The organism is Micromonospora sp. NPDC005367 (genome assembly GCF_040606825.1).
Classification (GTDB): domain Bacteria; phylum Actinomycetota; class Actinomycetes; order Mycobacteriales; family Micromonosporaceae; genus Micromonospora.
Map to the genome: position 1 here is coordinate 215,656 of NZ_JBEXFP010000003.1, position 20,247 is coordinate 235,902.

The 20,247-nt window shown below is 69.4% G+C and carries 24 protein-coding genes and 1 pseudogene; 18 read left to right on the forward strand and 7 right to left on the reverse strand.

The features are described from left to right. Nucleotides 1-33: 33 nt before the first annotated feature. Nucleotides 34-618, forward strand: coding sequence for a YcxB family protein (locus ABZS42_RS03670; protein ID WP_355142216.1), 585 nt, complete (start codon nt 34-36; stop codon nt 616-618). 51 nt (nt 619-669) lie between these two features. Here ABZS42_RS03670 and ABZS42_RS03675 read toward each other — a convergent pair whose 3' ends face one another. Genes ABZS42_RS03675 through ABZS42_RS03685 form a run of 3 tightly spaced genes read right to left on the reverse strand, consistent with a single transcriptional unit; the run spans nt 670 to nt 1,741 of the window. After that, on the reverse strand, nt 670-1,101 hold the full coding sequence (locus ABZS42_RS03675) for a hypothetical protein (RefSeq protein WP_355142218.1): 432 nt from the start codon (nt 1,099-1,101) through the stop codon (nt 670-672). Nucleotides 1,102-1,121: 20 nt separating this feature from the next. Continuing rightward, nucleotides 1,122-1,382: a hypothetical protein gene (locus ABZS42_RS03680; protein ID WP_355142220.1), complete on the reverse strand. Its 261-nt coding sequence runs from the start codon at nt 1,380-1,382 to the stop codon at nt 1,122-1,124. Continuing rightward, entirely contained in the window at nt 1,379-1,741 is a 363-nt protein-coding gene (locus tag ABZS42_RS03685) for a DUF2089 domain-containing protein (protein ID WP_355142222.1), read from the reverse strand. Before ABZS42_RS03685 ends, ABZS42_RS03680 begins: the two co-directional genes overlap by 4 nt. A 371-nt stretch (nt 1,742-2,112) precedes the next feature. On the opposite strand from ABZS42_RS03685, the gene ABZS42_RS03690 reads away from it, so the two are divergent. From ABZS42_RS03690 to ABZS42_RS03725, 8 genes are all read left to right on the forward strand, one after another. Further along, nucleotides 2,113-2,454 (forward strand): metalloregulator ArsR/SmtB family transcription factor, encoded by a 342-nt coding sequence (locus ABZS42_RS03690; protein ID WP_355142349.1) that lies wholly within the window; start codon nt 2,113-2,115, stop codon nt 2,452-2,454. A gap of 117 nt (nt 2,455-2,571) precedes the next feature. Further along, nucleotides 2,572-2,901 (forward strand): metalloregulator ArsR/SmtB family transcription factor, encoded by a 330-nt coding sequence (locus tag ABZS42_RS03695; protein WP_355142224.1) that lies wholly within the window; start codon nt 2,572-2,574, stop codon nt 2,899-2,901. Continuing rightward, complete coding sequence (locus tag ABZS42_RS03700; RefSeq protein WP_355142226.1) at nt 2,901-3,614, forward strand: cation transporter; 714 nt, start codon at nt 2,901-2,903, stop codon at nt 3,612-3,614. The genes ABZS42_RS03695 and ABZS42_RS03700 overlap by 1 nt, the downstream gene beginning before the upstream one ends. Nucleotides 3,615-3,817: 203 nt before the next feature. After that, complete coding sequence (locus ABZS42_RS03705) at nt 3,818-4,000, forward strand: hypothetical protein (protein ID WP_355142228.1); 183 nt, start codon at nt 3,818-3,820, stop codon at nt 3,998-4,000. Beyond that, nucleotides 3,997-4,338 (forward strand): YciI family protein, encoded by a 342-nt coding sequence (locus tag ABZS42_RS03710; protein WP_076469873.1) that lies wholly within the window; start codon nt 3,997-3,999, stop codon nt 4,336-4,338. The genes ABZS42_RS03705 and ABZS42_RS03710 overlap by 4 nt, the downstream gene beginning before the upstream one ends. Further along, nucleotides 4,335-5,531 carry an RNA polymerase sigma factor gene (locus ABZS42_RS03715; protein ID WP_355142231.1) on the forward strand — a complete coding sequence of 399 codons (1,197 nt, stop codon included), beginning with the start codon at nt 4,335-4,337 and terminating at the stop codon, nt 5,529-5,531. Before ABZS42_RS03710 ends, ABZS42_RS03715 begins: the two co-directional genes overlap by 4 nt. Before the next feature lie 163 nt (nt 5,532-5,694). Next, nucleotides 5,695-6,915, forward strand: coding sequence for an FAD-dependent oxidoreductase (locus ABZS42_RS03720; RefSeq protein ID WP_355142233.1), 1,221 nt, complete (start codon nt 5,695-5,697; stop codon nt 6,913-6,915). Then, nucleotides 6,912-7,808 (forward strand): RNA polymerase sigma-70 factor, encoded by an 897-nt coding sequence (locus ABZS42_RS03725; protein WP_355142235.1) that lies wholly within the window; start codon nt 6,912-6,914, stop codon nt 7,806-7,808. Before ABZS42_RS03720 ends, ABZS42_RS03725 begins: the two co-directional genes overlap by 4 nt. A 166-nt stretch (nt 7,809-7,974) precedes the next feature. Here the strand turns inward: ABZS42_RS03725 and ABZS42_RS03730 are convergent, their stop codons facing one another. Then, on the reverse strand, nt 7,975-9,252 hold the full coding sequence (locus tag ABZS42_RS03730; RefSeq protein ID WP_355142351.1) for a transposase: 1,278 nt from the start codon (nt 9,250-9,252) through the stop codon (nt 7,975-7,977). Here ABZS42_RS03730 and tnpA point away from each other — a divergent pair. Then, nucleotides 9,233-9,648: pseudogene (gene tnpA, locus ABZS42_RS03735) on the forward strand (IS200/IS605 family transposase). The gene ABZS42_RS03730 and the pseudogene tnpA sit on opposite strands and share 20 nt — an antisense overlap. A gap of 8 nt (nt 9,649-9,656) precedes the next feature. Here the strand turns inward: tnpA and ABZS42_RS03740 are convergent. Beyond that, the gene (locus ABZS42_RS03740) at nt 9,657-9,833 is read right to left on the reverse strand and encodes a hypothetical protein (protein WP_355142237.1); all 177 of its coding nucleotides are present in this window, start codon (nt 9,831-9,833) and stop codon (nt 9,657-9,659) included. A 138-nt stretch (nt 9,834-9,971) separates the two neighbouring features. Here ABZS42_RS03740 and ABZS42_RS03745 point away from each other — a divergent pair, with 138 nt between their 5' ends. Continuing rightward, nucleotides 9,972-10,685 carry a hypothetical protein gene (locus tag ABZS42_RS03745; protein WP_355142239.1) on the forward strand — a complete coding sequence of 238 codons (714 nt, stop codon included), beginning with the start codon at nt 9,972-9,974 and terminating at the stop codon, nt 10,683-10,685. A 57-nt stretch (nt 10,686-10,742) separates the two neighbouring features. Here ABZS42_RS03745 and ABZS42_RS03750 read toward each other — a convergent pair whose 3' ends face one another. After that, nucleotides 10,743-11,579 carry an alpha/beta hydrolase gene (locus ABZS42_RS03750; protein WP_355142241.1) on the reverse strand — a complete coding sequence of 279 codons (837 nt, stop codon included), beginning with the start codon at nt 11,577-11,579 and terminating at the stop codon, nt 10,743-10,745. A gap of 266 nt (nt 11,580-11,845) precedes the next feature. Between ABZS42_RS03750 and ABZS42_RS03755 the strand changes: the two genes are divergently transcribed. From ABZS42_RS03755 to ABZS42_RS03780, 6 genes are all read left to right on the forward strand, one after another. Further along, the gene (locus ABZS42_RS03755; protein ID WP_355142243.1) at nt 11,846-13,300 is read left to right on the forward strand and encodes an alkaline phosphatase PhoX; all 1,455 of its coding nucleotides are present in this window, start codon (nt 11,846-11,848) and stop codon (nt 13,298-13,300) included. Between the two features lie 334 nt (nt 13,301-13,634). After that, on the forward strand, nt 13,635-14,498 hold the full coding sequence (locus ABZS42_RS03760) for a MarR family winged helix-turn-helix transcriptional regulator (RefSeq protein ID WP_355142245.1): 864 nt from the start codon (nt 13,635-13,637) through the stop codon (nt 14,496-14,498). Nucleotides 14,499-14,653: 155 nt separating this feature from the next. Then, nucleotides 14,654-15,115 carry a cupin domain-containing protein gene (locus ABZS42_RS03765; RefSeq protein WP_355142247.1) on the forward strand — a complete coding sequence of 154 codons (462 nt, stop codon included), beginning with the start codon at nt 14,654-14,656 and terminating at the stop codon, nt 15,113-15,115. 56 nt (nt 15,116-15,171) lie between these two features. After that, nucleotides 15,172-15,621 carry a hypothetical protein gene (locus ABZS42_RS03770; protein ID WP_355142249.1) on the forward strand — a complete coding sequence of 150 codons (450 nt, stop codon included), beginning with the start codon at nt 15,172-15,174 and terminating at the stop codon, nt 15,619-15,621. Between the two features lie 306 nt (nt 15,622-15,927). After that, the gene (locus ABZS42_RS03775) at nt 15,928-17,157 is read left to right on the forward strand and encodes an asparaginase (RefSeq protein WP_355142251.1); all 1,230 of its coding nucleotides are present in this window, start codon (nt 15,928-15,930) and stop codon (nt 17,155-17,157) included. A gap of 103 nt (nt 17,158-17,260) precedes the next feature. Continuing rightward, nucleotides 17,261-18,496: a low temperature requirement protein A gene (locus ABZS42_RS03780; RefSeq protein WP_355142253.1), complete on the forward strand. Its 1,236-nt coding sequence runs from the start codon at nt 17,261-17,263 to the stop codon at nt 18,494-18,496. 38 nt (nt 18,497-18,534) lie between these two features. Here ABZS42_RS03780 and ABZS42_RS03785 read toward each other — a convergent pair whose 3' ends face one another. Next, nucleotides 18,535-19,248, reverse strand: coding sequence for an FAD-dependent oxidoreductase (locus tag ABZS42_RS03785; protein WP_355142255.1), 714 nt, complete (start codon nt 19,246-19,248; stop codon nt 18,535-18,537). Between ABZS42_RS03785 and ABZS42_RS03790 the strand changes: the two genes are divergently transcribed. Beyond that, nucleotides 19,190-19,726, forward strand: coding sequence for a GNAT family N-acetyltransferase (locus ABZS42_RS03790; protein ID WP_355142257.1), 537 nt, complete (start codon nt 19,190-19,192; stop codon nt 19,724-19,726). The two genes, ABZS42_RS03785 and ABZS42_RS03790, sit on opposite strands and share 59 nt — an antisense overlap. Nucleotides 19,727-20,247 lie beyond the last annotated feature (521 nt).

Consider the following 20,247-nt stretch of genomic DNA (forward strand, 5'->3'; position numbering starts at 1 on the left):
CGCGTGTGCGCGGGGCCAGTAAGCTTCCCCGCCATGCCCTCGGAGAATGTGACGGCCGACCCGGTGGAGTTGCGTTACACGCTCACCTCGGACGACCTGCTTGACGGCTTCGGCGCCCAGACCCGCAGGATCTCGCGTCCCTGGTACCTGCGGTGGCTGAGCACTCTCCTGACGGTTGCCGCGGTCTCCGTCGTCTTCGTTTCCTCCGCGCTGTCCGGGGACATGGCGGCGGGTCCCCTCATCGGAATGGCCGTCTTCTTCGTCGTGGTGGTGCTCGCTGCCGCCGGGTTCAGCGTCCTGCTGCGCCGGGTCTCCAACGGTTCGTGGATCTACCGGTTGTCGGTGCGGCAGATCATGCGCGGCAATCCCGGGCTGTCGCAGCCCATGCAGGCCACGGTCACCGAGGGCGGGATCCACGTGCGTAGCGCCACCGGACAGTCCACGACACTTTGGGCGCAGTACCCGCTTCATGTCGAGACGGACCGGTCGTTCGTCCTGCTCGCGTCGCAGCGGCGCGGAGGGTCGATGCTCGTACTGCCGAAGCGTGGCCTCGATGCTGCTGCGGACCCGGCGCCGCTGCGTTCGTTGCTCGCGGCCCACTCCCGCCGCCTTTCCTGACCGCCGCCAGCCCCCGCCCGTCACCCGGACCTGCCCGGCTCCATGACGGTGTCACTCGCAGAACACCTGCACCTTGGCGCTGGGGTCGTCGAGGTCGACGGTGAGGTCGTCGAGATGTTCGATGAGGTCCTCGATGTGCTCCGGCCTGAGCTGGGTGAGGTCGATCGGCACCCCCGACTCGTGCAGCTTCACGTTCACCCGGGCGAGCGCCTGCGGAGGGACGAGGCTGGTGAGCCGGACCCCGGCGCGCAGCAGTTGTAGCGGCACCCGGACGTTGACCCGGCTCGGCCCGTCGCCGCCGGTGTGGTCCTCCGAGTTCATCACCACGCGCAGGTACTTGGGTCGCGGTTTCGGCTGGGCCGCGGTCCCCGGCGGCGAAGCGGGCTGTTCCCGTTCGAGGGCGTCGATCAGCCGCTCGGCCTCGTCCGCGGTGATCTTGCCCTCGGCCAGCATCTGCAGGACCTGGCGGCGCTGTTCATTCATCGTCGCTTCTCCCCTTCGACTCATCTGACGCTCACCAGCACGGCCGTCCGGCCGTCCTCGATCTCGAACCGGGCGCCGGGCAGCGCCCACAACAGGCGACCGGCGCCACGCAGCGCGCCCACCGGGCTGACCCGGAAGACCAGGCAGGCGACCAGTCCGCCGAGCACGCCGAGCAGCAGCAGCGGCGACAGCACCAGTGCTACCGGCAGGACAGGGACGTACAGCCGTCGCCAGCGGCCGTCGGGACGGCGATGACCTACCGTCACCAACTGCGGGATCACCGGGACTTCTCCAGCTCGGCCAGCGCCTCCTCGACGCTGATCTCCCCCCGCCGCAGCCGGTCGACGACGTCGGCGCCGGTGGGTGCCGGATCGGTGTCGACGAAATCGAGGTGCTCGGCGATGCGGTTCAACCGGGACTTGATCGTCGGGTAGCTCACCCCGAAGATCCGTTCCATCTCCTTGATCGAACCGTGCGACCGTACGAACGCGGCAACGAACACCTGGTCGTCGACGCCGAGCTGGGCCAGCTGCGGCGGCTCGAACTGCCCCTCGACGACGACGCCGCTGCCGGCGAGGCGGACCCGCTCGACCACGAACTGCTGCCCGCGCGTCAGGTCCGTCAGCTCCTGCCAGTCCACCCTCGACTCCCTCAACCCCGGCGACGCGTACGCATCAGTTTTACTTTGACTTTTTTAAGGGGTCAATGCCCGCACCTTAATTTCCTTAATTTGATCTTGAATCTTCCGAAGTTCCGGCCATCGCCAGTCGGCATGCTTGTGGCAGTCACCGATTCAGGCGTCCCAGCCGGCGCGACTCCGGCGCACCCGCGATCCCGCCGGCGGGCGGCACGCCGACAAGCCCGCGACCCCGCGAGGCGCCACCGACCGGAGCTGAGGCCGGGCCTTCGCCGCCGGCTCCGTGACCGCCATCGGGGTACGGGTCCCGGTTCCTGAGACTTGTCGATGGTGTCGGTGCAACTATGGAGCGCGTGGTACCTGCGAAAACCGCCATGCCTGCGATGTCGCCGCTTGCCGGGGAGCCGATCAAACGTGCCGACGCCGAACGCCTTGCCGGAGTGCTCAAGGCATTCGCCGATCCGGCCCGACTGCGGCTGCTCAGCCTCATCCAGTCCAATCCGGAGGGTGAAGCCTCCGTGAGTGACCTCACCGCGCCGCTGGGACTCTCCCAGCCGACCGTGAGTCATCACCTCCGGATCCTCACCGAGGCCGGCCTGCTCGAACGCGAGAAGCGTGGCGTCTGGGCGTACTACCGCCTGGTGCCGGCCGCGATCGCTCAGATAGCCGACCTGCTGACGCCACCCCGCAAACGGGCGACGAAACGGGCCCGCTGAGCGGCGCTGTCGACATCTCCCCGACGCAACGGCGGGAGCCGCGTACGCCCCGCCGACAACCGACCTGCACCTGAGCACGCACTCGGGTTAGTACATCACGCAATGTACTATCGGGCCATGGAGACGTTGACGCACGGGCAGGTGCTCGCCCGGTTCGGCCACGCCCTGTCCGACCCGATCCGCGCCCGCCTGCTCCTCGCCCTCAAGGAAGCGCCCGGCTACCCCGCGGAACTCGCCGACCTGCTGGGCACCACCCGACAGAACCTGTCCAACCACCTCGCCTGCCTGCGCGGCTGCGGACTCGTCGTGGCCGCCCCGGAAGGCCGGCGCACCCGCTACGAGCTCGCCGATCCTCGCCTCGCCCACGCCCTGGGCGACCTTCTGGGACTCGTACTGGCCGTGGATCCGGCAGCCTGCTCCGACGCCGGCAGCAAGGACTGCTGCTGATGGCCTCCCCGTCACGCCAGCTACCCGTGCTCGGCTCGCCCCCCGCCCGGCGGGCGGTGCTGGCGCGGCGGATCCAGCTGCTCGTGGCCGCCACCATCACCTACAACGTGATCGAGGCCGTCGTCGCGATCACCGCCGGTACCCACGCCTCCTCCACGGCGCTCATCGGGTTCGGGCTCGACTCCGTGATCGAGGTGTCGTCGGCCGCCGCGGTGGCATGGCAGTTCGCCGGCCGCGACCCGGAGGCACGCGAGAAGACCGCGCTACGCGTCATCGCGGTGTCGTTCTTCGCCCTCGCCGCCTACGTGAGCGTCGAATCGATACGGGCACTGGTGGGAGACGCCGAGCCGCGACACTCCAGCGTCGGGCTCGTCCTCGCGGCGCTCTCGCTGCTGATCATGCCCGCACTGTCCTACGCCCAGCGGCGGGCCGGCCGCGAGCTCGGCTCCCGCTCCGCGGTCGCCGACTCGAAACAGACGCTGCTGTGCACCTACCTGTCCGCGGTGCTGCTCGTGGGTCTGGGCTTGAACAGCCTGTTCGGCTGGTCCTGGGCCGACCCCGTGGCGGCGCTGGTGATCGCGGCCGCAGCCGTCAAGGAAGGCCGGGAAGCCTGGCGCGGCGACGCCTGCTGCGCCCCGGCCCGCACCGGCAGCACCGCCGGGACCGACTCCTGCGGATGTCAGAGCGGCTGCTCCTGCCGCAGCGCAGGCTAGTGCAGCGAAAGGCGGGCTCAGCGGACTTCCAAGGTCGGCCGCCCATGGCGAAGAAGTGCCCCGATCGGCGGGTGCGCCTTGCGCAGTCGTGCCTTGACGCCCGCGTACCGATGGTGCTCGCCCGAAGAAGTTCCGGCGGGCTGTCGGATCCGGCCGCTCGCCGGTCGTCTGACTGGTGAAGGCCCGACGAAGGAGGATCGCCAGTGACGCTGTCAGCCGGTTCCAACCCGATTCCCGACAACTACCACCGGGCCACGCCCTGCCTGGTCGTATGCGGCGCGACGGTGCAGCGCGCATCGGAAAACCAGTTCTACGGTGAGCGGAACGCGGAGCTGACCCGACGAATGGCCACCCTGTCCGCATCGGACCGACCGGAGGAACGATGAAGTACGTGCTGATGTTCGTCGACACCGAGCAGTTCGCTGCCGACCTGGCCGCCATGGATGAATCCGAGCGCGGACGCGCCTACGACCGCGTGCGACAGTGGTTCGCCGACCACCACGACAAGATCACCCACCACTCCCATCTCCTGCCGCCGGACACCGCGACCACGCTGCGGCTCGACCGGGTCGAGCCACTGGTCTCCGACGGACCGTTCGTCGAAGGCAAGGAGATCATCAGCGGGTACGCCGAGATCGAGGTGGCCGATCTCGACGAGGCCCTACGCGTGGCGAAGTCGTGGCCGGCCTGCCCCGTGGTGGAGATCCGGCCCATCGCCGCTTGACCCAGCCGACGTACGCCGAGCTCGCCCGCGTGGTGCGCGACCACGCGGGCCGGCTCGCCGCGTCCCTCGTCCATCTGGTCGGCGACTTCAGCGCCGCCGAAGATCTCGTACAGGAAGCTGTCGAGGCCGCCCTGACGCACTGGCCCGCGGAGGGCATCCCAGACCGACCGGACGCGTGGCTGTACACCGTTGCCCGCCGCCGCGGCCTCGACCACCTCCGCCGCGAGCATCGTCACCGGCAGAAGCTCGCCCTGGTGCCGTGGCCGGCCGAGCCGCAGCCCGACCACCGTCTACGGCTGATCTTCACCTGCTGCCACCCGACACTGCCTCGTACCGCCCAGATCGCCCTGACTCTCCGGGTGGTCTGTGGCCTGACCACCGCACAGATCGCCAGAGCGTTCCTCATCCCGGAGAGCACCATCGGCCAACGCATCACTCGCGCCAAACGGAAGATCACCGACGCCGGCATCCCGTACCGTGTCCCGTCCCCGGACGACCTCGGCGACCGCCTCGCGGAAGTCCTCGCCGTGATCTATCTGCTGTTCAACGAGGGCTACCTGTCCACCGGCGGCGACCAGCCCCAGTCTCGCGACGTCGCCGACGACGCCGAGTTCCTCGCCGCGCTGCTGCATCAGCTCATGCCCACCGAGCCCGAGGTCACCGGTTTGCTCGCCCTGATCCGGCTGCACCGGGCCAGGGCCGGCGCCCGCTTCGACCGCGACAACGAGATCGTGTCGCTCCAACACCAGGATCGATCGTCGTGGAACCACCAGGCCATCGCGGACGCGAGTCGGCTGATCGCCCGCGCCGCAGCGCAGCGGCGACCAGGCCCATACCAGCTGCAAGCAGCGATCGTCGCCTGTCACGCGGAAGCCATCCGGTGGGAGGACACCGACTGGACCCAGATCACGGTGCTGTACGACCTGCTGTTGCACCTCGCACCGTCACCGGTCACCCGTCTCCATCGGGCGATCGCGCTACGTTTCGTCGCCGGCCCGGCAGCCGCGCTCGCCGAAGTTGATCGCCTGGCCGGCGAGCTGAGCCACTACCATCTCTTCCACGCCACTCGCGCCGAACTTCTCCGCGACATCGGTGACACCGTCGAGGCACGAGCCGCTGACGGACGTGCCCTCGCCCTGAGCACCAACCCGGCCGAACGATCCCTCCTGCGCCAACGTCTCAACTGGTCATGAGCCGGCATCGAGGTGTCTTCCATTCGTGGCGTCGCCAGCCCCTCGGCGGCTGATCCGGCGCCCGCGTGCTCACGGGTCGGCCCGGTGAGTGATCTGGCTCACCGATGTCACAAACAGCGGTACGCCCGGTGTCTTAAGGCCACACCTTGAAGAAGGAGAGGCCATGGTCGAGAAGACGAATGTCATCGTGGTCGGCGGCGGGTACGCGGGCGTGATGGCGGCCAACCGCCTGACCCGACGCGACGACGTGGCGGTGACCCTGATCAACCCGCGCCCGGCCTTCGTCGAGCGGATCCGCCTGCACCAACTCGTCGGCGGATCGGACGACGCGATCGTGGACTACCAGGAGATCCTGGCCTCCGGCGTCGGGCTGGTGGTCGACACCGTGACCCGGATCGACACGACCGGGCGTCGCGTCACCCTGGCGAGCGGCGGCACCCTTGACTACGACTACCTGATCTACGCCGTGGGCAGCGGCAGCGCCGACCCGCGCGTGCCCGGCGCGGCGGAGCACTCCTACCCGATCGCCACCCTGGAGGAGGCACGACGGCTGCGGCCGGTCGTCGACGCCGCGCCGGCATCGGCCGCGATGACGGTGGTGGGAGCCGGGCCGACCGGCCTCGAGACCGCTTCCGAGCTGGCGGAGCTGGGCCGGAAGGTGACCCTCGTGTGCGGACGGGTACTCGGGCCGTACCTGCATCCGCGTGCCCGGCGCTCGGTGGCCGGACGGCTCGCCAAACTCGGCGTGACCGTGATCGAGGGTCCAGGTGCAACGGTGACCGGCGTGAGAGGTGATGCCGTCCAGCTCGCCGACGGCCGCGAGCTGCCCAGCGGCGTGACCATCTGGACCGCCGGATTCGGCGTGCCGGACCTGGCCGCGCGCAGCGGGCTGAGCACCGATGGCCTGGGCCGCCTGCTCACCGACGAGACTCTCACGAGCGTGGACGACGTACGCATCGTCGCGGCCGGGGACTCGGCGGCGCCGTCGAACCTGCCGGTGCGGATGAGCTGCCAGTCCGCGGTGCAGCTGGGCCCGCAGGCCGCCGAGACGGTGCTGAGCCGGCTCGCCGGCGCGCCGCCCGCCGCCTTCGACGTCGGCTTCTTCGGCGAGTGCATAAGCCTGGGACGGCGCGCCGGGATCATCCAGTACGCCAGGAGGAACGACACCGCGACCGGGGTGTTCCTCCAGGGCGGCCGGCCGGTTGCGATGATGAAGGAGGCCGTGTGCAAGAGCACCGTCTGGCAGCTGCGGCACGAGGCGCGTAGGCCCGGCTTCTTCAATCTCTGGTTCAAGGACCGCCAGCGCCAGGAGTCGCGGCGCGCCGAAGCCGGCGAGGCGACGACGGTCACCAGCCGGCCGGCTGGAGGAGAGACGCCGAGATGAGCGACCACGCCGGTGACCCGGCGACGGAAACGTTCGTAGCCCACCGGAACCTGCTCTTCACCGTCGCCTACGAGATCCTCGGATCGGCGGCCGACACAGAGGACGTACTTCAGGAGACCTGGCTGCGGTGGGTCAAGGTCGATCCGGGTCAGGTACGTGATCCACGCGCCTACCTGATCCGGATCACCACCCGCCAGTCGCTCAACCGCCTGCGCGCCATGCAGCGGCGCAAGGAGGCGTACGTCGGCCCCTGGCTGCCCGAGCCACTGCGCACGGCACCGGACACGGCCGAGAATGTCGAACTGGCCGAGAGCCTGTCGATGGCCATGATGCTCGTCCTCGAGACGCTCTCGCCGACCGAGCGCGCCGTCTTCGTGCTGCGTGAGGCGTTCGACGTCAGCTACGACGAGATCGCGGCGGCCGTCGACAAGAGCTCGGCGGCCGTACGCCAGATCGCGCACCGCGCCCGGCGGCACGTGGAGGCCCGCCGCCCCCGCAAGGTGGTCTCCCCGAGCGAGAGCCGGGCGGCGCTGGAGGCGTTCCAGCGCGCGGTCGACACCAGCGACCTGCGGGGTCTGCTCGACGTGCTCGCGCCCGATGTGGTCGTGCTCAGCGACGGTGGCGGCGTCAAACAGGCGGCGGCGCGGCCGATCGTCGGTCCGGAAAAGGCAATCCGATTCTTCATCGGTAGCGTGCGCAAGGTCGGCGGCACCCTCACCACCGAGCCGACCGTGATCAACGGCAGCCCGGCGCTGCTGTTCCGCGTCGACGGGGAGATCGACGGCGTCGCCGCACTGCGGATCGAGGACGCCCTGGTCACCGGGGTCTACTACGTCCGTAACCCGGAGAAGCTGTCCCGCCTCGAGTCCGAAACCGCGCTCACCCTGCAATGAGTGCCGTAACTACCGGGTCACGGTCCGTCGGGAGGGTTCGCCGGCTGTTGTCCAGGCCAGAACGGCCACTCCTCGAACGACCGGCAGCGTCCGTCCTCGGCGAATCGCATGATCCACAGGTCCCGGTACTCCTGGTCGACCGGGTCGCCTTGACATCCTCTCCGCCCTAAAGGACGGAGATTCCCTCCACGCTGCGTGTGGAACACGCGGCGTCTGGGTGGGTTACCGCTTCTCTGCGCGCTGCCGGCACGGATGCCGGTCTTACGTGCGCTCCACGGTCGTTTTCGTTGTCCGCCTGTCCGGCGGCCAACACGTTGATGGCGGCGTTGACGTCCCGGTCGTGGGCTGCTCCGCAGGGACAGTCCCACGACCGGACGTTGAGCGTCATCTTCTCGCTGATGCGGCCGCATGCCGAGCACATCCGGGTGGACGGGAAGAACCTGTCAACCCGGGCGAACGTGCGCCCGTAACGTGCCGCCTTGTACTCCAGCATCGCGGTGAAGCTGGCCCACCCGGCGTCGTGCACCGATTTGGCGAGCCTGGTCCGGCCGAGACCGGCAACGCACAGATCCTCGACGTAGATCGCTTGATTCTCGCGAACGATCGTCGTGGACAGCTTGTGCTGCCAGTCCCGCCGGGTGTCAGCCACCCGCGCATGGGCGCAAGCGACCTTCACGACGGCCTTCTTGCGCCTGTTCGAGCCCTTCTGCTTGCGCGAGAGGGCCTGCTGCAGCCGCTTGAGCTTGCGGGCCGCGCGACGCAGGAACTTCGGCGCCGTGATCTTCGTGCCGTCCGAGAGCACCGCGAAGTGCGTCAACCCCAGGTCGATGCCGACCTCCGAGTCCAACTCGGGCAGCGTCTGGTCCGTGGTCTGGACGACGAACGAGGCGAAGTACCTGCCTGCCGCGTCCTTGATGATCGCCACGGACGACGGGTCCGACGGCAACTGGCGCGACCACCGCACGTCCAGGTCGCCGACCTTCGGCAGACGCAGACGGCCGTTGTCGAGGACCTTGAACCGGGAATTCTTGGTGAACCGGATGGCCTGCCGGTTGTCCCTGCGCGACCGGAACCGGGGCGGGGCGACCTTGCGCCCCTTGCGCTTGCCCGAGACCGAGGCGAAGAAGTTGCGGTACGCGGTGTTCAGATCCGCGAGGGCCTGCTGCAACACGACTGAGGACACCTCACCCAGCCACGCCCGTTGCGGGGTCGTCTTGGCCTGCGTGATGACCCGCTTGGACAACTCCGCATCCGAGACGTACTCCTCACCCACCTCCCGTGCCTGCTGACGCAGACGCAACCCGTCGTTGAACACCACCCGCGCGCACCCGAACGCCTGCGCCAGCGCGGTGCGCTGGGCGGCGTCCGGGTAGACCCGATAGTTGTAACGGAGCTGCACGACCGCCACAGTATCATGTTGGTCTATGGCTGAAATCCAAGACATACGCACCGGCAGACACTGCGTTTTCGCGATGCACGTCCACTTGGTCTTCGTCAGAAGCTCCGGCACAACGTGTTCACCGACCGGCACCTGACCCGAATGGAGGCGATCATGCAGGACGTGTGCGCCGACTTCGAAACTCAGCTGGTCGAGTTCAACGGCGAGAACAACCACGTGCACCTGCTGGTCAACTACCCGCCCAAAGTCGCGGTCGCCCGGCTGGTCAACAGCCTCAAAGGCGTCTCCTCGCGCCGCCTACGGCAGGAATTCCCCGACCTCGTGCGCCACTACTACCGGGCCAACAAACTGTGGTCAGGCTCGTACTTCGCAGGCTCGGTCGACGGTCCACCGCTGAACGCCGTAAAACAGTACATCGAGCAACAGAACCATCCCGATTAAAGCACTGCTCAGGCCTCACGACCCTCCCCGCGCGGGCCTTCACCCCCGGCCTGAAGGCCGGAGCACTGGCCCGCATTCCGGTAGCTCGCATCTGCGGTGAAGAGCGTGACCAGCGGGTCCGTGCCCGGCGTTCGCCACGCCTGCTCGTAGGCGGCGATCCAACCGTCGACGCGCTTCCTGTCCATGGACATCTACCCTGCCAGCCGACGGGCGGCAGGCGGCCGGAATCCGAGATCCGTGTCAGGCGATGCCGCGGGACAAAAGGGAGGCCGGACGCACTAGCATTGCCGCGGTCCGGCATGGTTCTGCTGAAACGAGGCGAAATGCGGTGGCTCCGGCGGTTGCTGGGCGGCGGGCGGGTCCAACTCGATCCGGAGCGGCAGCAGGCGCTGCTACGCGACGTCCAGTACCGGTACGGCGCCCGGGCGCAGGTCGGGTTTCCCGAGCAGGTCGAGGCGGTCAGCGGGATGCTGGACGGTGACGACGGGTTGATCGTTGCCGCTCGGATCGTCAGCCAGGTCGCCGAGGAAGCCCACACGGATCTACAGGCGCAGGCCCATGAGATCCACCTACGGACGGGCCGCCGGCTCCTGGTGCACCGCCGGAACTACCGGCCGCTGTGGAAGGAGGCCGGCCAGGCACTCCGCTGGCCACTGATCGCGCTGCCGTCCGGCTTCCACCCGTACGCCCAGGTCGCGGCCGCTGTCACGGTGGTCGGCGGCCGGGCGTCCCGGCTCGACCGGCTGACCGACCCGAACCCGCTCGTCACCCGCGTGTTCGAGGTGCTCGACCTGACCACCGCCGGCTGGGAGTACGGCCGGGTGCGGGTGGACACCGACGCGACCACCCTGGTCGATCGGCTGATCACGAGCGCCGGCCAGGTTCTCGCGGCGATGGACGACCCACCCCGGCTGCCGCCTCCGGTTCGTGAGCTGATGCGCCGCAACAACACCCTCGACGTGCACGATCCGACCGGCCCGCAGACGGTGGGCCGATTCAACCTCGGAGCGGCGTTGCGGGAGCGTCTGCTCGTCTGAGGACACCACGACGGACGAGGCGTGGGGCGGGGGCCGGCCAGGGACTTTGACCAGGCCCTAGGCGCGGGTGTGCGCCCGCAGGAAGGTGAGCAGCAGGGACGTCACCTCGTCGGGGTACTGGACGTGCGGGTAGTGACCCGCGCCCTCGATCATCTCCAGCTGGCCCAGTCCGGCCGGCAGGGCCGCCACGATCGCCTCACCCTCGGCCCGTGGGTCGGCCCAGTCCGGGTCGAGCGAGCCCTCGACGATCAGCACCGGGCAGCGTACGTCGCCCAGTTGCGCCCCGGCGTCGACGGGCGCCGATTGGCCCATCTTCTGCATCGCCCTCATCCGGCCGGGCTCGCGCATCATGGCGTCGATCCGGGCCGTCCGGTCGGTCCAGTCGACCGGCTTCTTCCCGGGGTAGGCGATGTCGAGGTAGCTGCGCCAGAGCGGCACGCTGCCCAGCAGGCCGGCGCCGAGCAGCCGGAGCATGCCGTTGCGGTAGCGGCCGACCCGCAGGTCACTCAGCTTGATCGACTGCTTGCGGGTGAACGGAGCCAGTTCGACGATGCCGGTGATCAGGTCGGGTGCCTGGGCGGCCGCGATGGTGGCGGCTCCGCCGGAGATCGAGTGGCCGACCAGCACGGCCGGGCCACCGAGGTGCCGGATCACCGCGAGCAGGTCGCCGGCGATGTCGGTGCGGCTGTACGAGGGCCACTGCGCGCTCGACTCGCCGCAGCCGCGCAGGTCGACCGCGACGACCCGGTAGCCGGCAGCCACCAGGTGTGGGGTGACGAACCGGTACGCCTCGCGGCTGTCGCCCATGCCGTGGGCGAGTACGACGAGCGGTCCGGAGCCGCCGGTCACCTCGTAGGCGAGGGTGCCGGAGTTGACGGTCAGGTACTCGGTCATGGAACCCTCCAGGGGGCTGGCTAACTCGGTTAGCTAAAAGCTAATCCGATTAGCCGCCCCTGTCAAGGTGAGTCCGATCGGGTCAGCCGTCCCCGGATCGCGTGCTCGGGAGCGTCACGGGCGGTACGCGCCGCCTGAGCAGCGCGTGCCTAGCCCCGATTCTTAACTCTGATGTCATCGACCGATCTCACGAGCGACGCGTCGGTGTACGCGCACGCGAGTTGGCTGCAACGCGTCGCACTTGTCTCGATCAGGAGCTGATCCACGTGCCTTCCTCCCGTCGCAGTTTCCTCGCCGGCGGCGCGGCCGCCGGTGTGGGCATCGCCGTCGCCGGCGCCTTCCCCTCCCTGGCCCAGGCCCACCCGGGCGGGACCCGCCCGCCGGTCGGATCCGGCCGGGTGCCCTTCCCGCCACTCGTGGACGACCCCGACGGCATCCTGGCCCTGCCGCAGGGCTTCAGCTACACGATCGTGACCCGGACCGGCGTCACCCGCCTCGACCACGGCCAGGGCCCGACCCCGTCCTCCCACGACGGCATGGCCGTCTACGACGCCGGCCACGGCCGCTACACCCTGATCCAGAACCACGAGATCGACCCGGGCGCCGAGTTCGGCGTACCGCACGTCAAGGGCACGGTCTACGACACGGGCGCCGTCGACGCCGGTGGCTGCACCGTGATCAGGACCGACGGCGCGGGGCGGAACCTCGGTGAGTTCGTCGCCCTCTCCGGCACCGTCGCCAACTGCGCCGGCGGACCGACCCCCTGGGGTACCTGGCTGACCTGCGAGGAGACCGAGGACCGGGCCGGCGACAAGTGGTCGGAGGGCGGCCGGTCCGGCGTCTTCCAGAAGGACCACGGCTACGTCTTCGAGGTCCGCGCCGACGGTGGCGCGGACCCGCGGCCGATCAAGTGCCTGGGCCGCTACTCCCACGAGGCCCTGGCGGTCGACAAGGACCGCACCAAGATCTACCTCTCCGAGGACGCCGACGGACCCAACGGCCTCTTCTACCGCTGGGCCGCGCCGCACGGGGTCAAGGTCGGTCCCGGCGTGCTCACCGGCCTCGCTCCGAACGCCGGCGTCCTCGCCGCGATGCAGATCATCATGGACGACGGATCGGTGCTGCCCGACGTCGCCTACCTGACCTCCGCCCAGCTGGGCCGTCCGTTCCCCGTACGGTGGATCGAGGTGCCCGACCGCGACGCGCGGACCAGGCCGGTACGCGAGCAGTTCACCGACGGCCAGGTCACGCGCGGACGCAAGTTCGAGGGTGTGTGGGGCACCGACGAGGGCGTCTACGTGGTCAACTCCTACGCCTGGGACGAGGGTGACCTCCCCACGGACGCCGCCCCGCACGACGGCATGGTCTGGTTCTACGACTACCGGGCCCAGACCATCCAGCTGGTCACGTACTTCCCGCACCAGACCCAGTCCGAGGAGGGTACGCCGGTCAAGTACAACGACCTCACCTTCGACGGCCCGGACAACGTGACCGTCACCCCGTGGGGAAGCCTCGTACTCGCCGAGGACGGCTCGGGCGCCTCCCACGTGCTCAGCGCGACCCCGGGCGGCCCCACGTACGCGATCGCCCGTAACCAGCTCAACGACTCGGAGTTCTGCGGGCCGGCCTTCAGCGCCGACGGCAAGGTGCTCTTCGTCAACATGCAGGACCCTGGCCTCACGCTGGCCATCACCGGCCCATGGGAGAAGTACCTGGGCTGACAGAGAGCCGCACCGACCGGTGGGGGTCAGGCGGTCCGCCTGACCCCCACTGCATCGCGACGCGGCTTCCGGCCGCCGCCCGCGCCGTCCGGGAGGTGCGACTCCCCACCACACAGCGGGCAGGCCCCGGGGCGGGTGCGGCGATCAGCCGTGCATGTCACTTGGTGATCGACGGAAGCAGGAGACCGTCGCCCTGACCAGCCGCACCACGAACGCCGATCTCCACAGGTGGCGCCGAGGGATCTTCACGTGGAGGGACCTGGTAAGGCCAGGCGAAACGGACCTCCGGATCGTCCGATGATTCGTTTGACCTCGGTCAGCTAATCTCGACGGGATGAAGGCTGACGTCATCGAGCGGGTACGGGATTTCAACCGCTTCTACACCGCGCGTCTGGGTCTGCTCACCGATCAGTACCTCGGCCTTGATCGCCCCCTCGGGCTGTCCCGACTGCTCTGGGAGATCGGTGACCGCACCGCCGTTGGTGAGCTGCGCAGCCGTCTTGGCCTGGATTCCGGGTATCTGAGCCGGCTGCTTCGGGCCCTCGAAGAGCAGGGGCTGGTCCGGGTCGTCCCGCATCCCGCCGACGGCCGAGCCAGGATCGCTGAGCTCACCGACGCCGGCCAACGGGAACGCAGCGCCCTCGATGATCGGTCTCGTGCCGGTGTCGTCGACCTGCTCGGCGAGCTCACTCCGGGCCAGCAGGATGAGCTGGTGGCCGCCCAGCAACAGGTCCGGCGGCTGCTACGTCTGGCGACAGTCACGATCACCCCGGTCTCGGCGGATGACCAACGAGCATGGCGGTGCCTGCGCCGGTACGCAACCGAGCTGGCCGAACGCTTCCCCGGAGGCTACGACGAGGCGACGCTGACCCGACCCGAGGAACTGGACGGGACGCTCTTGCTCGCCTGCGAGCGCGACCGACCCGCCGGATGCGGCGTATGGGTCCGGCTGGCCCCCGGTATCGCGGAGATCCGCCACTTGTGGACCGATACGTCAATCCGCGGCCTCGGCCTGGGCCGACGCCTCCTGAAGCAACTGGAAGCCGACGCCGCCGCGCACGGCGTGGTCACGGTCCGGCTGGGAACCCACAACTCGCTCGGCGAAGCCATCGCTCTTTACCGCAGTGCCGGATACCGCGAGATCGGCGCCTACGGCACCTCGCCGTACAACCAACTCTCCTTCGAGAAGGACCTCTGACCGCTATAGCCCCCCCGGCTGACGCTTCGCGACACCGGCCGGTGCCCGCGCGACCGGATCTCCGGCGGCCATGAGCAGGTTCGTCGGGTAGGTCCGTCACAAACAGGGCGGCTGTCCGGTCCCTGCTCGTGAACAGTCGCCGGATGGAGGAACACATGAGCGCTGAGCAAGCACACCTGCCCCCAGGCGTCGAGGTGATCGCGACCCTGCCGGAGGCGGCGGCCCGGATCCCGGCCGGCGCCGAGGCCAGAACCATCCGGGTCACCCTGCCGCCCGGCGACCCCGGCGCGCCGCCGCACCGGCACCCCGGGCCGCTCTTCGGCTACGTCACGCAAGGCGAGATCCTCTTCGAGTTGGAAGGGCAGCCGCCCCGGGTACTCAAGGCCGGTGACGCCCTCTTCGAGCCCGGGGGCGACGTGATCCACTACCAGGGTGCCAACAACCTTCCAGACGCGCAGTCGCAGCTGGTGGTGACCATGTTCGCGCCGCCCGGCACCCCGGTACTCACCGTCGTCGGCGCGGAGGAACTGGCCGAACGACGACACCTACGGGTCACCCAGCCACGACGGCCCGATCCGGTCAGGAATCGAGAAGCACCGGGGAGCCGCCGGGCCTAGCCTTCCTTTCAGACGGCCGGCATGTCGCCGAGCCCGAGGATCGAAAGGCAGCCCGAATGCCCGCGACGACTTCCACGACCGAGTCCGGTTTCAGCGCCGACGAGCGTGCCGCCATGAAGGAGCGCGCCGCCGAGCTGCGCGCCCAGGGAAAGAAGGGCGCCAAGAAGGCCGACGAGCTACAAGTTGCTCTCGACAGCATCGCGAAGATGGCGCCGGACGATCGTGCGCTCGCCGAGCGGGTGCACTCGACGGTGACCACGGCCGCTCCGCAGCTGTCGCCGAAGACCTGGTACGGGATGCCCGCGTACGCGAACGCCGACGGCAAGATCGTCGTCGCGTTCAAGAACTCGGGGAAGTTCAACACCCGCTACTCCACGCTGGAGTTCCAGGACGCGGCCAAGCTCGACGACGGGGACCTGTGGCCGGTGTCGTACGCGCTCCAGAGGTGGAGCCCGGCGGTCGAGAAGAAGATCGCGGAATTGGTGATGGCCGCAGTCGCCCCGTGACGCTCAACGGTGGATGGCGTGGAGATCGCCGCAAACGATCTCCACGCCGACGCGCCGGACCGCACGCCCCGCGAGAGCACCACGAGCACGGATTTCCAGCTCAACAAACGGACATAGGCCTCCGAACCGCCCTCTCGACACACATGGCGGTCCGCAAGAGGTAGCGATAGACGGGCATGAACCTGTAGTACCGACGAAAGCGCACACCGGAGAATGCGCATCCCAGCTTTCGCGGAGGTCAACTTGCCCAGCCTGCAAGGTCGTCCGACCATCTCCCCCCGCCGCCTCGGCGCCATCCTGACACCGATGATCACCGCCGCGGTCGCTGCCGCCGTCGTGCTCGCCGTCACGGCGGAACCTCGACCACCGGCGGACGCTCCGCGCGAACACGCGCTCGCAGTGACCGGTCCGGAGGGCATCCGCAGCGTGGCCTACACCCAGGCCGTCGCCGCCGTGAAGACCAAGAAGCCCAAGGTCACCGTGATCGGGACCGGCGGCACGATCTCGGGCGTCGCCACCTCGCGGAGCAGCTTCACCAACTACCAGTCCGGGCGGATCGCGATCAAGGACATGGTCGCCCAACTACAGCCCGAGATCGGCGAGGTCGCCGACGTGACAACGGTGCAGTTCGGCAACAAGGGCTCCGGCGGGTACAGCATGGCCGAGTTCCACGCGCTCACCCTCGCCGTGGAGTCGGCACTGCGGAGCTCGGACGGCGTCGTGGTCACCAGCGGCACGGACACGATGGAGGAGTTCGCGTACTGGCTCGACCTGACCGTGCAGAGCCGCAAGCCGGTCGTACTCACCGGGGCGATGCGTCCGTGGGCCGCGGTGACCCCGGACGGTCCGCAGGTCATCGGGGCCGACGGCCCGGCGAACCTCTACAACTCGATCGTCCTGGCGGCGAGCCAGTCCACCTACTGCTACGGCACGGTGCTCATGCTCGGCGACGAGTTCCACGCCGCCCGGGACGTCACCAAGACGAGCACCTACCGGATGGACACGTTCCAGACCCGCGAACTCGGCGTGCTCGGCTGGATCGACGGGCCCAACATCAAGGTCGGCCGGGCGCCGTCGCGAGTGGACGACTGCGACGACAAGAACCGCTGGATGACGCCGTTCGACATGTCGCAGATCGAGCCGGCCGCGCTGCCCCGAGTCGAGGTGGTCTACGGCTACCAGCAGGCCGGCGGTGAGGCGATCACCGCCTTCGCGGCGGCCGGAGTCAAGGGCATCGTCACGGCGGGCACCGGATCCGGCGGTCTCTCCTCCGCGCAGAGCAGCGCCCGGACGGCCGCCGCACGGTCGGGCGTGGTCTTCGTGACCGCCTCTCGCACCGGGTCCGGCTCCACCTACGGCGGGAGCAGCAGCCTCCCTATCATCGCCGGGGGCGACCTGCTGCCGCAGAAGGCCCGGCTGCTGCTCCTGCTCAGTCTCGCGTTCTCCCCGACGGACACCGGCAAGGTCCGGGAATGGATGACCACCCTCGGCCGCTCCGAGTGGGACACCGCGCCGAAGGGCAGGAACGTCAACTGATCGCCTCCGGTGGCCGGGCAGGCGGCACGCCCCGGCCACCGGCCGACGCAACCCCGTCGACGGCCGACTCGTTGGTGCCACAGGGCGGACGGGGGGCCGGACGATGGTGGCGCGACGCGGTACGGACCTGCTGCGCCCAGCGACGAGTTCGGGACGCGCCACCTTCCTGGAGCTCTTCTTCGACCTGGCCTTCGTCGCCGCCCTCACCCGGGTCTCGCAACGGTTCACCGAGGCCGGCGACGACAGCGGCTGGATGCTCGTCGCCGGGCTCGGTCGTACGCTGCTGCTGTTCCTGGCGCTCTGGTTGATCTGGTCGCACACCGCCTGGATCACCAGTCGCTATGAACCGGAGCGGACGGCCATCCAGGCGGTCGTGATCGGCACCATGTTCGCTGCCCTGGTGATGGCGGTGACGCTGCCGCGCGCCATGGAGGAACGGGCGTTCGTGTTCACGGTCGCCTACCTGACGGTGATGCTGGTGCGGCCGCTGGTGATCGCTGCCGTGTTGCGTGGGCATCCACGACGGCTGGTGCCGTTTCGACTCGCCGCCTGGTCGGCGCTTTCCGCCCCGCTCTGGCTGGTAGGCGCATTGGGCCCGGACCGGCTTCGCGTGCCGCTCTGGGCTGCCGCGCTCGCCGTGGACTACCTCGCCTGGGTTCTGGGCTGGCCGCTGCCCCGGCTGGGCACCGCGGCGATCGGTCGCTGGCGGATCGCCGGGGAGCATCTGGCCGAACGCCACCAGCAGATGTTCCTCATCGCGCTCGGTGAGTCGATCCTGGTCATCGGCACCGTCTTCAGCGGCGTCGACTACTCGGCGGAACGAGTCGCTGCCTTCACGATCGCCTTCACCACCAGCGTGCTGTTGTGGCGGATCTACTTCCACCGCGCCGGCCGGCTGCTGAACGAGGCGCTGGGGCGGGCGGGCATGCCCGGCCGATTGGCTACGGCGTCGGAGCGGATCCATGCGTTGATCGTGTTCAGCGTGCTGGTCACTGCGGTCGGCTACGCACTGGTGATCGATCATCCGTTCGGGCCGTCGCGGCCGACGTGGCTTCTGTTCGTGGTGGGCGGCCCCGCGCTCTTCCTCGTCGCTCGGATTCGGCTGGACTACACGGTCTTGGGCCGGGTCTCCCGGTCACGGATGACCGGTTTGGCGATCCTGCTGCTGGTCACGACGGGGTTGACCCGTTGGCCGCCGATGACCGGACTGAGCGTGGTCGCCGGAGTGCTGGCTCTTGTCGCGCTGCTCGACGCGGTGCGCAGCCGGCGGCGGCCGCTGGAGGATTCCGTCGCGCGGATCAGGCCGGAGGTGTCCGGCGATCCGGCGGCCGGGGACTGATCGTGCGATCGAGCGCGCCAGGCTGTGACGGCGGCCGGTCAACGCACCACGTTGGCCAGTACCTCGTTGAACGCCTCCGTTGAGCTGGGGTGGGTCCAGATCGCGTCCCGCAGGCTGCCGGCGGTCACCCCGCCGCGGATCGCCGGCGCCACGGTGTTCACCAGTTCCTGCTCGTCCACGCTGAGCAGCGCGGCTCCGAGGATGGCGTCGGTCTCGACCGTGCCGGCGCGGGCCAGCGGTGGCGTCATGAAGAGGGTGTACGGCACGGCCACCCGGTCGGCCGTGGAGCGCTTCCCCTCACCCGCCATCTGGTCGGCGACGATCCGGTAGTCGTCGAGGGCGATGTAGGTGAACTGAGGCCCGCCGTTGACGTCGCCCACCGCGAAGATGTCCGGTCGGCTGGTGCGGAGATACTGATCCACCTCGACCGCGCCGCTGTCGGTGGTCCGCACACCCGCGGCATCGAGTCGCGGTTGCGCCGTACGTGGTGCACGCCCGGCCGCGTCGGCTACCGCTCCCCCTCCGCCTTCGGAAAGGCCATCCGGGCCACGACCGGCACAACACCGTCCCGTCTGCGCCGGAACGCCGCCGAGAACGGCCGTTGACCACTCCGCTGTGTCAGCGTCCGGCAGGTGACGTCCGGTCGGCCGCATACGATGCTGAACGACTGTCTCTACCTGGGGAGTTCCGCCGATGACCAGCGCCGCCGACCGTACCGTCCGCATCGCGGGTCTCGCCGACGTCGACGCCATCGTCGACCTGGTCGAGTCGGCGTACCGGGGGGAGAGCAGCCGGGCCGGCTGGACGCACGAGGCGGACCTGCTCGACGGCCAGCGCACCGACCGCGACATGGTGACCACCGCGCTGACGGACCCGAGCGGCTCGGTGCTCGTCGTCGAGGAGGAGACCGGACTCGTCGCCTGCTGCCAGGTGGAACGCCGCGACGACCACACCTACTTCGGCATGTTCGCCGTCGCACCGTTCCGGCAAGGCGGTGGGCTGGGGCGCGAACTGCTCGACGTGGCCGAGCGCCACGCCGAGCGCGAGTGGGGCGCCGGGGAGATGCGGATGACCGTCATCACGCAACGGGACGACCTGATCGCCTGGTACGAGCGGCGCGGCTACGTCCGCACCGGGGAACTCACCCCGTTCCCCTACGGCGACGAGCGGTTCGGCCTGCCCCGCCGTCACGACCTGGCGTTCGAGACGCTGGTCAAGAAGCTCGGCTGAGGGGGCACAACCTCGGGCCGGTGGCCGGCCCGGGGCTGGTCGGCCGCCGGGCGGGCGACGGACAGCAGGGCCTGTCTCGCCAACGGTGTCTCCGGCGATTTTGGTTGGTAGATTTCAGCGGCTGGGGACCGGTTGCTGAAGGTGATGGCGGCGGGCGATGAGCGGCCCGGCCTGCTGAGGACCGGAAGCCGGCCGGCCCTGCTGAGGACCGGAACAGGACCGGCTGCACTCCGAGGCCGTACGGACGACCGAGGACCGCGAGCAGACGCTGCTCGTACTGGTTCCCGCCTCCGAGGCCGCGCCCGGTCCGCAATGCGGCGCCTGTGTGAGCCAGCCGGCGACAACCCGTCTGTCCGGCATCTCCTCTGACAGACATCCGTCAATCATTGTGCGAACGGCGCCTGTCGAATCGTCTGCCGAATCCGTAGATTCAAAGCCCATACGCCTTCCCGGACCGGCGTTGCCGGTCAGGTCGTACATCCACCTGCCGGCACCGCTGAGCATGAGCACAGGGCCCACGC

What these genes read in the sequence shown, in the direction of transcription:
- ABZS42_RS03670 (WP_355142216.1), top strand. Translation starts at nt 34, where the DNA reads ATGCCCTCGGAGAATGTGACGGCCGACCCGGTGGAGTTGCGTTACACG.
- ABZS42_RS03690 (WP_355142349.1), top strand. Translation starts at nt 2,113, where the DNA reads ATGCCTGCGATGTCGCCGCTTGCCGGGGAGCCGATCAAACGTGCCGAC.
- ABZS42_RS03770 (WP_355142249.1), top strand. Translation starts at nt 15,172, where the DNA reads ATGCCCGCGACGACTTCCACGACCGAGTCCGGTTTCAGCGCCGACGAG.
- ABZS42_RS03775 (WP_355142251.1), top strand. Translation starts at nt 15,928, where the DNA reads ATGATCACCGCCGCGGTCGCTGCCGCCGTCGTGCTCGCCGTCACGGCG.
- ABZS42_RS03700 (WP_355142226.1), top strand. Translation starts at nt 2,901, where the DNA reads ATGGCCTCCCCGTCACGCCAGCTACCCGTGCTCGGCTCGCCCCCCGCC.
- ABZS42_RS03740 (WP_355142237.1), bottom strand. Translation starts at nt 9,833, where the DNA reads ATGGACAGGAAGCGCGTCGACGGTTGGATCGCCGCCTACGAGCAGGCG.
- ABZS42_RS03730 (WP_355142351.1), bottom strand. Translation starts at nt 9,252, where the DNA reads ATGTCTTGGATTTCAGCCATAGACCAACATGATACTGTGGCGGTCGTG.
- ABZS42_RS03720 (WP_355142233.1), top strand. Translation starts at nt 5,695, where the DNA reads ATGGTCGAGAAGACGAATGTCATCGTGGTCGGCGGCGGGTACGCGGGC.
- ABZS42_RS03750 (WP_355142241.1), bottom strand. Translation starts at nt 11,579, where the DNA reads ATGACCGAGTACCTGACCGTCAACTCCGGCACCCTCGCCTACGAGGTG.
- ABZS42_RS03710 (WP_076469873.1), top strand. Translation starts at nt 3,997, where the DNA reads ATGAAGTACGTGCTGATGTTCGTCGACACCGAGCAGTTCGCTGCCGAC.
- ABZS42_RS03785 (WP_355142255.1), bottom strand. Translation starts at nt 19,248, where the DNA reads ATGGCGTCGACGTCGGCGAGACCCGCGATGCGGACGGTACGGTCGGCG.
- ABZS42_RS03725 (WP_355142235.1), top strand. Translation starts at nt 6,912, where the DNA reads ATGAGCGACCACGCCGGTGACCCGGCGACGGAAACGTTCGTAGCCCAC.
- ABZS42_RS03760 (WP_355142245.1), top strand. Translation starts at nt 13,635, where the DNA reads ATGAAGGCTGACGTCATCGAGCGGGTACGGGATTTCAACCGCTTCTAC.
- ABZS42_RS03675 (WP_355142218.1), bottom strand. Translation starts at nt 1,101, where the DNA reads ATGAATGAACAGCGCCGCCAGGTCCTGCAGATGCTGGCCGAGGGCAAG.
- ABZS42_RS03695 (WP_355142224.1), top strand. Translation starts at nt 2,572, where the DNA reads ATGGAGACGTTGACGCACGGGCAGGTGCTCGCCCGGTTCGGCCACGCC.
- ABZS42_RS03790 (WP_355142257.1), top strand. Translation starts at nt 19,190, where the DNA reads ATGACCAGCGCCGCCGACCGTACCGTCCGCATCGCGGGTCTCGCCGAC.
- ABZS42_RS03745 (WP_355142239.1), top strand. Translation starts at nt 9,972, where the DNA reads ATGCGGTGGCTCCGGCGGTTGCTGGGCGGCGGGCGGGTCCAACTCGAT.
- ABZS42_RS03780 (WP_355142253.1), top strand. Translation starts at nt 17,261, where the DNA reads ATGGTGGCGCGACGCGGTACGGACCTGCTGCGCCCAGCGACGAGTTCG.
- ABZS42_RS03765 (WP_355142247.1), top strand. Translation starts at nt 14,654, where the DNA reads ATGAGCGCTGAGCAAGCACACCTGCCCCCAGGCGTCGAGGTGATCGCG.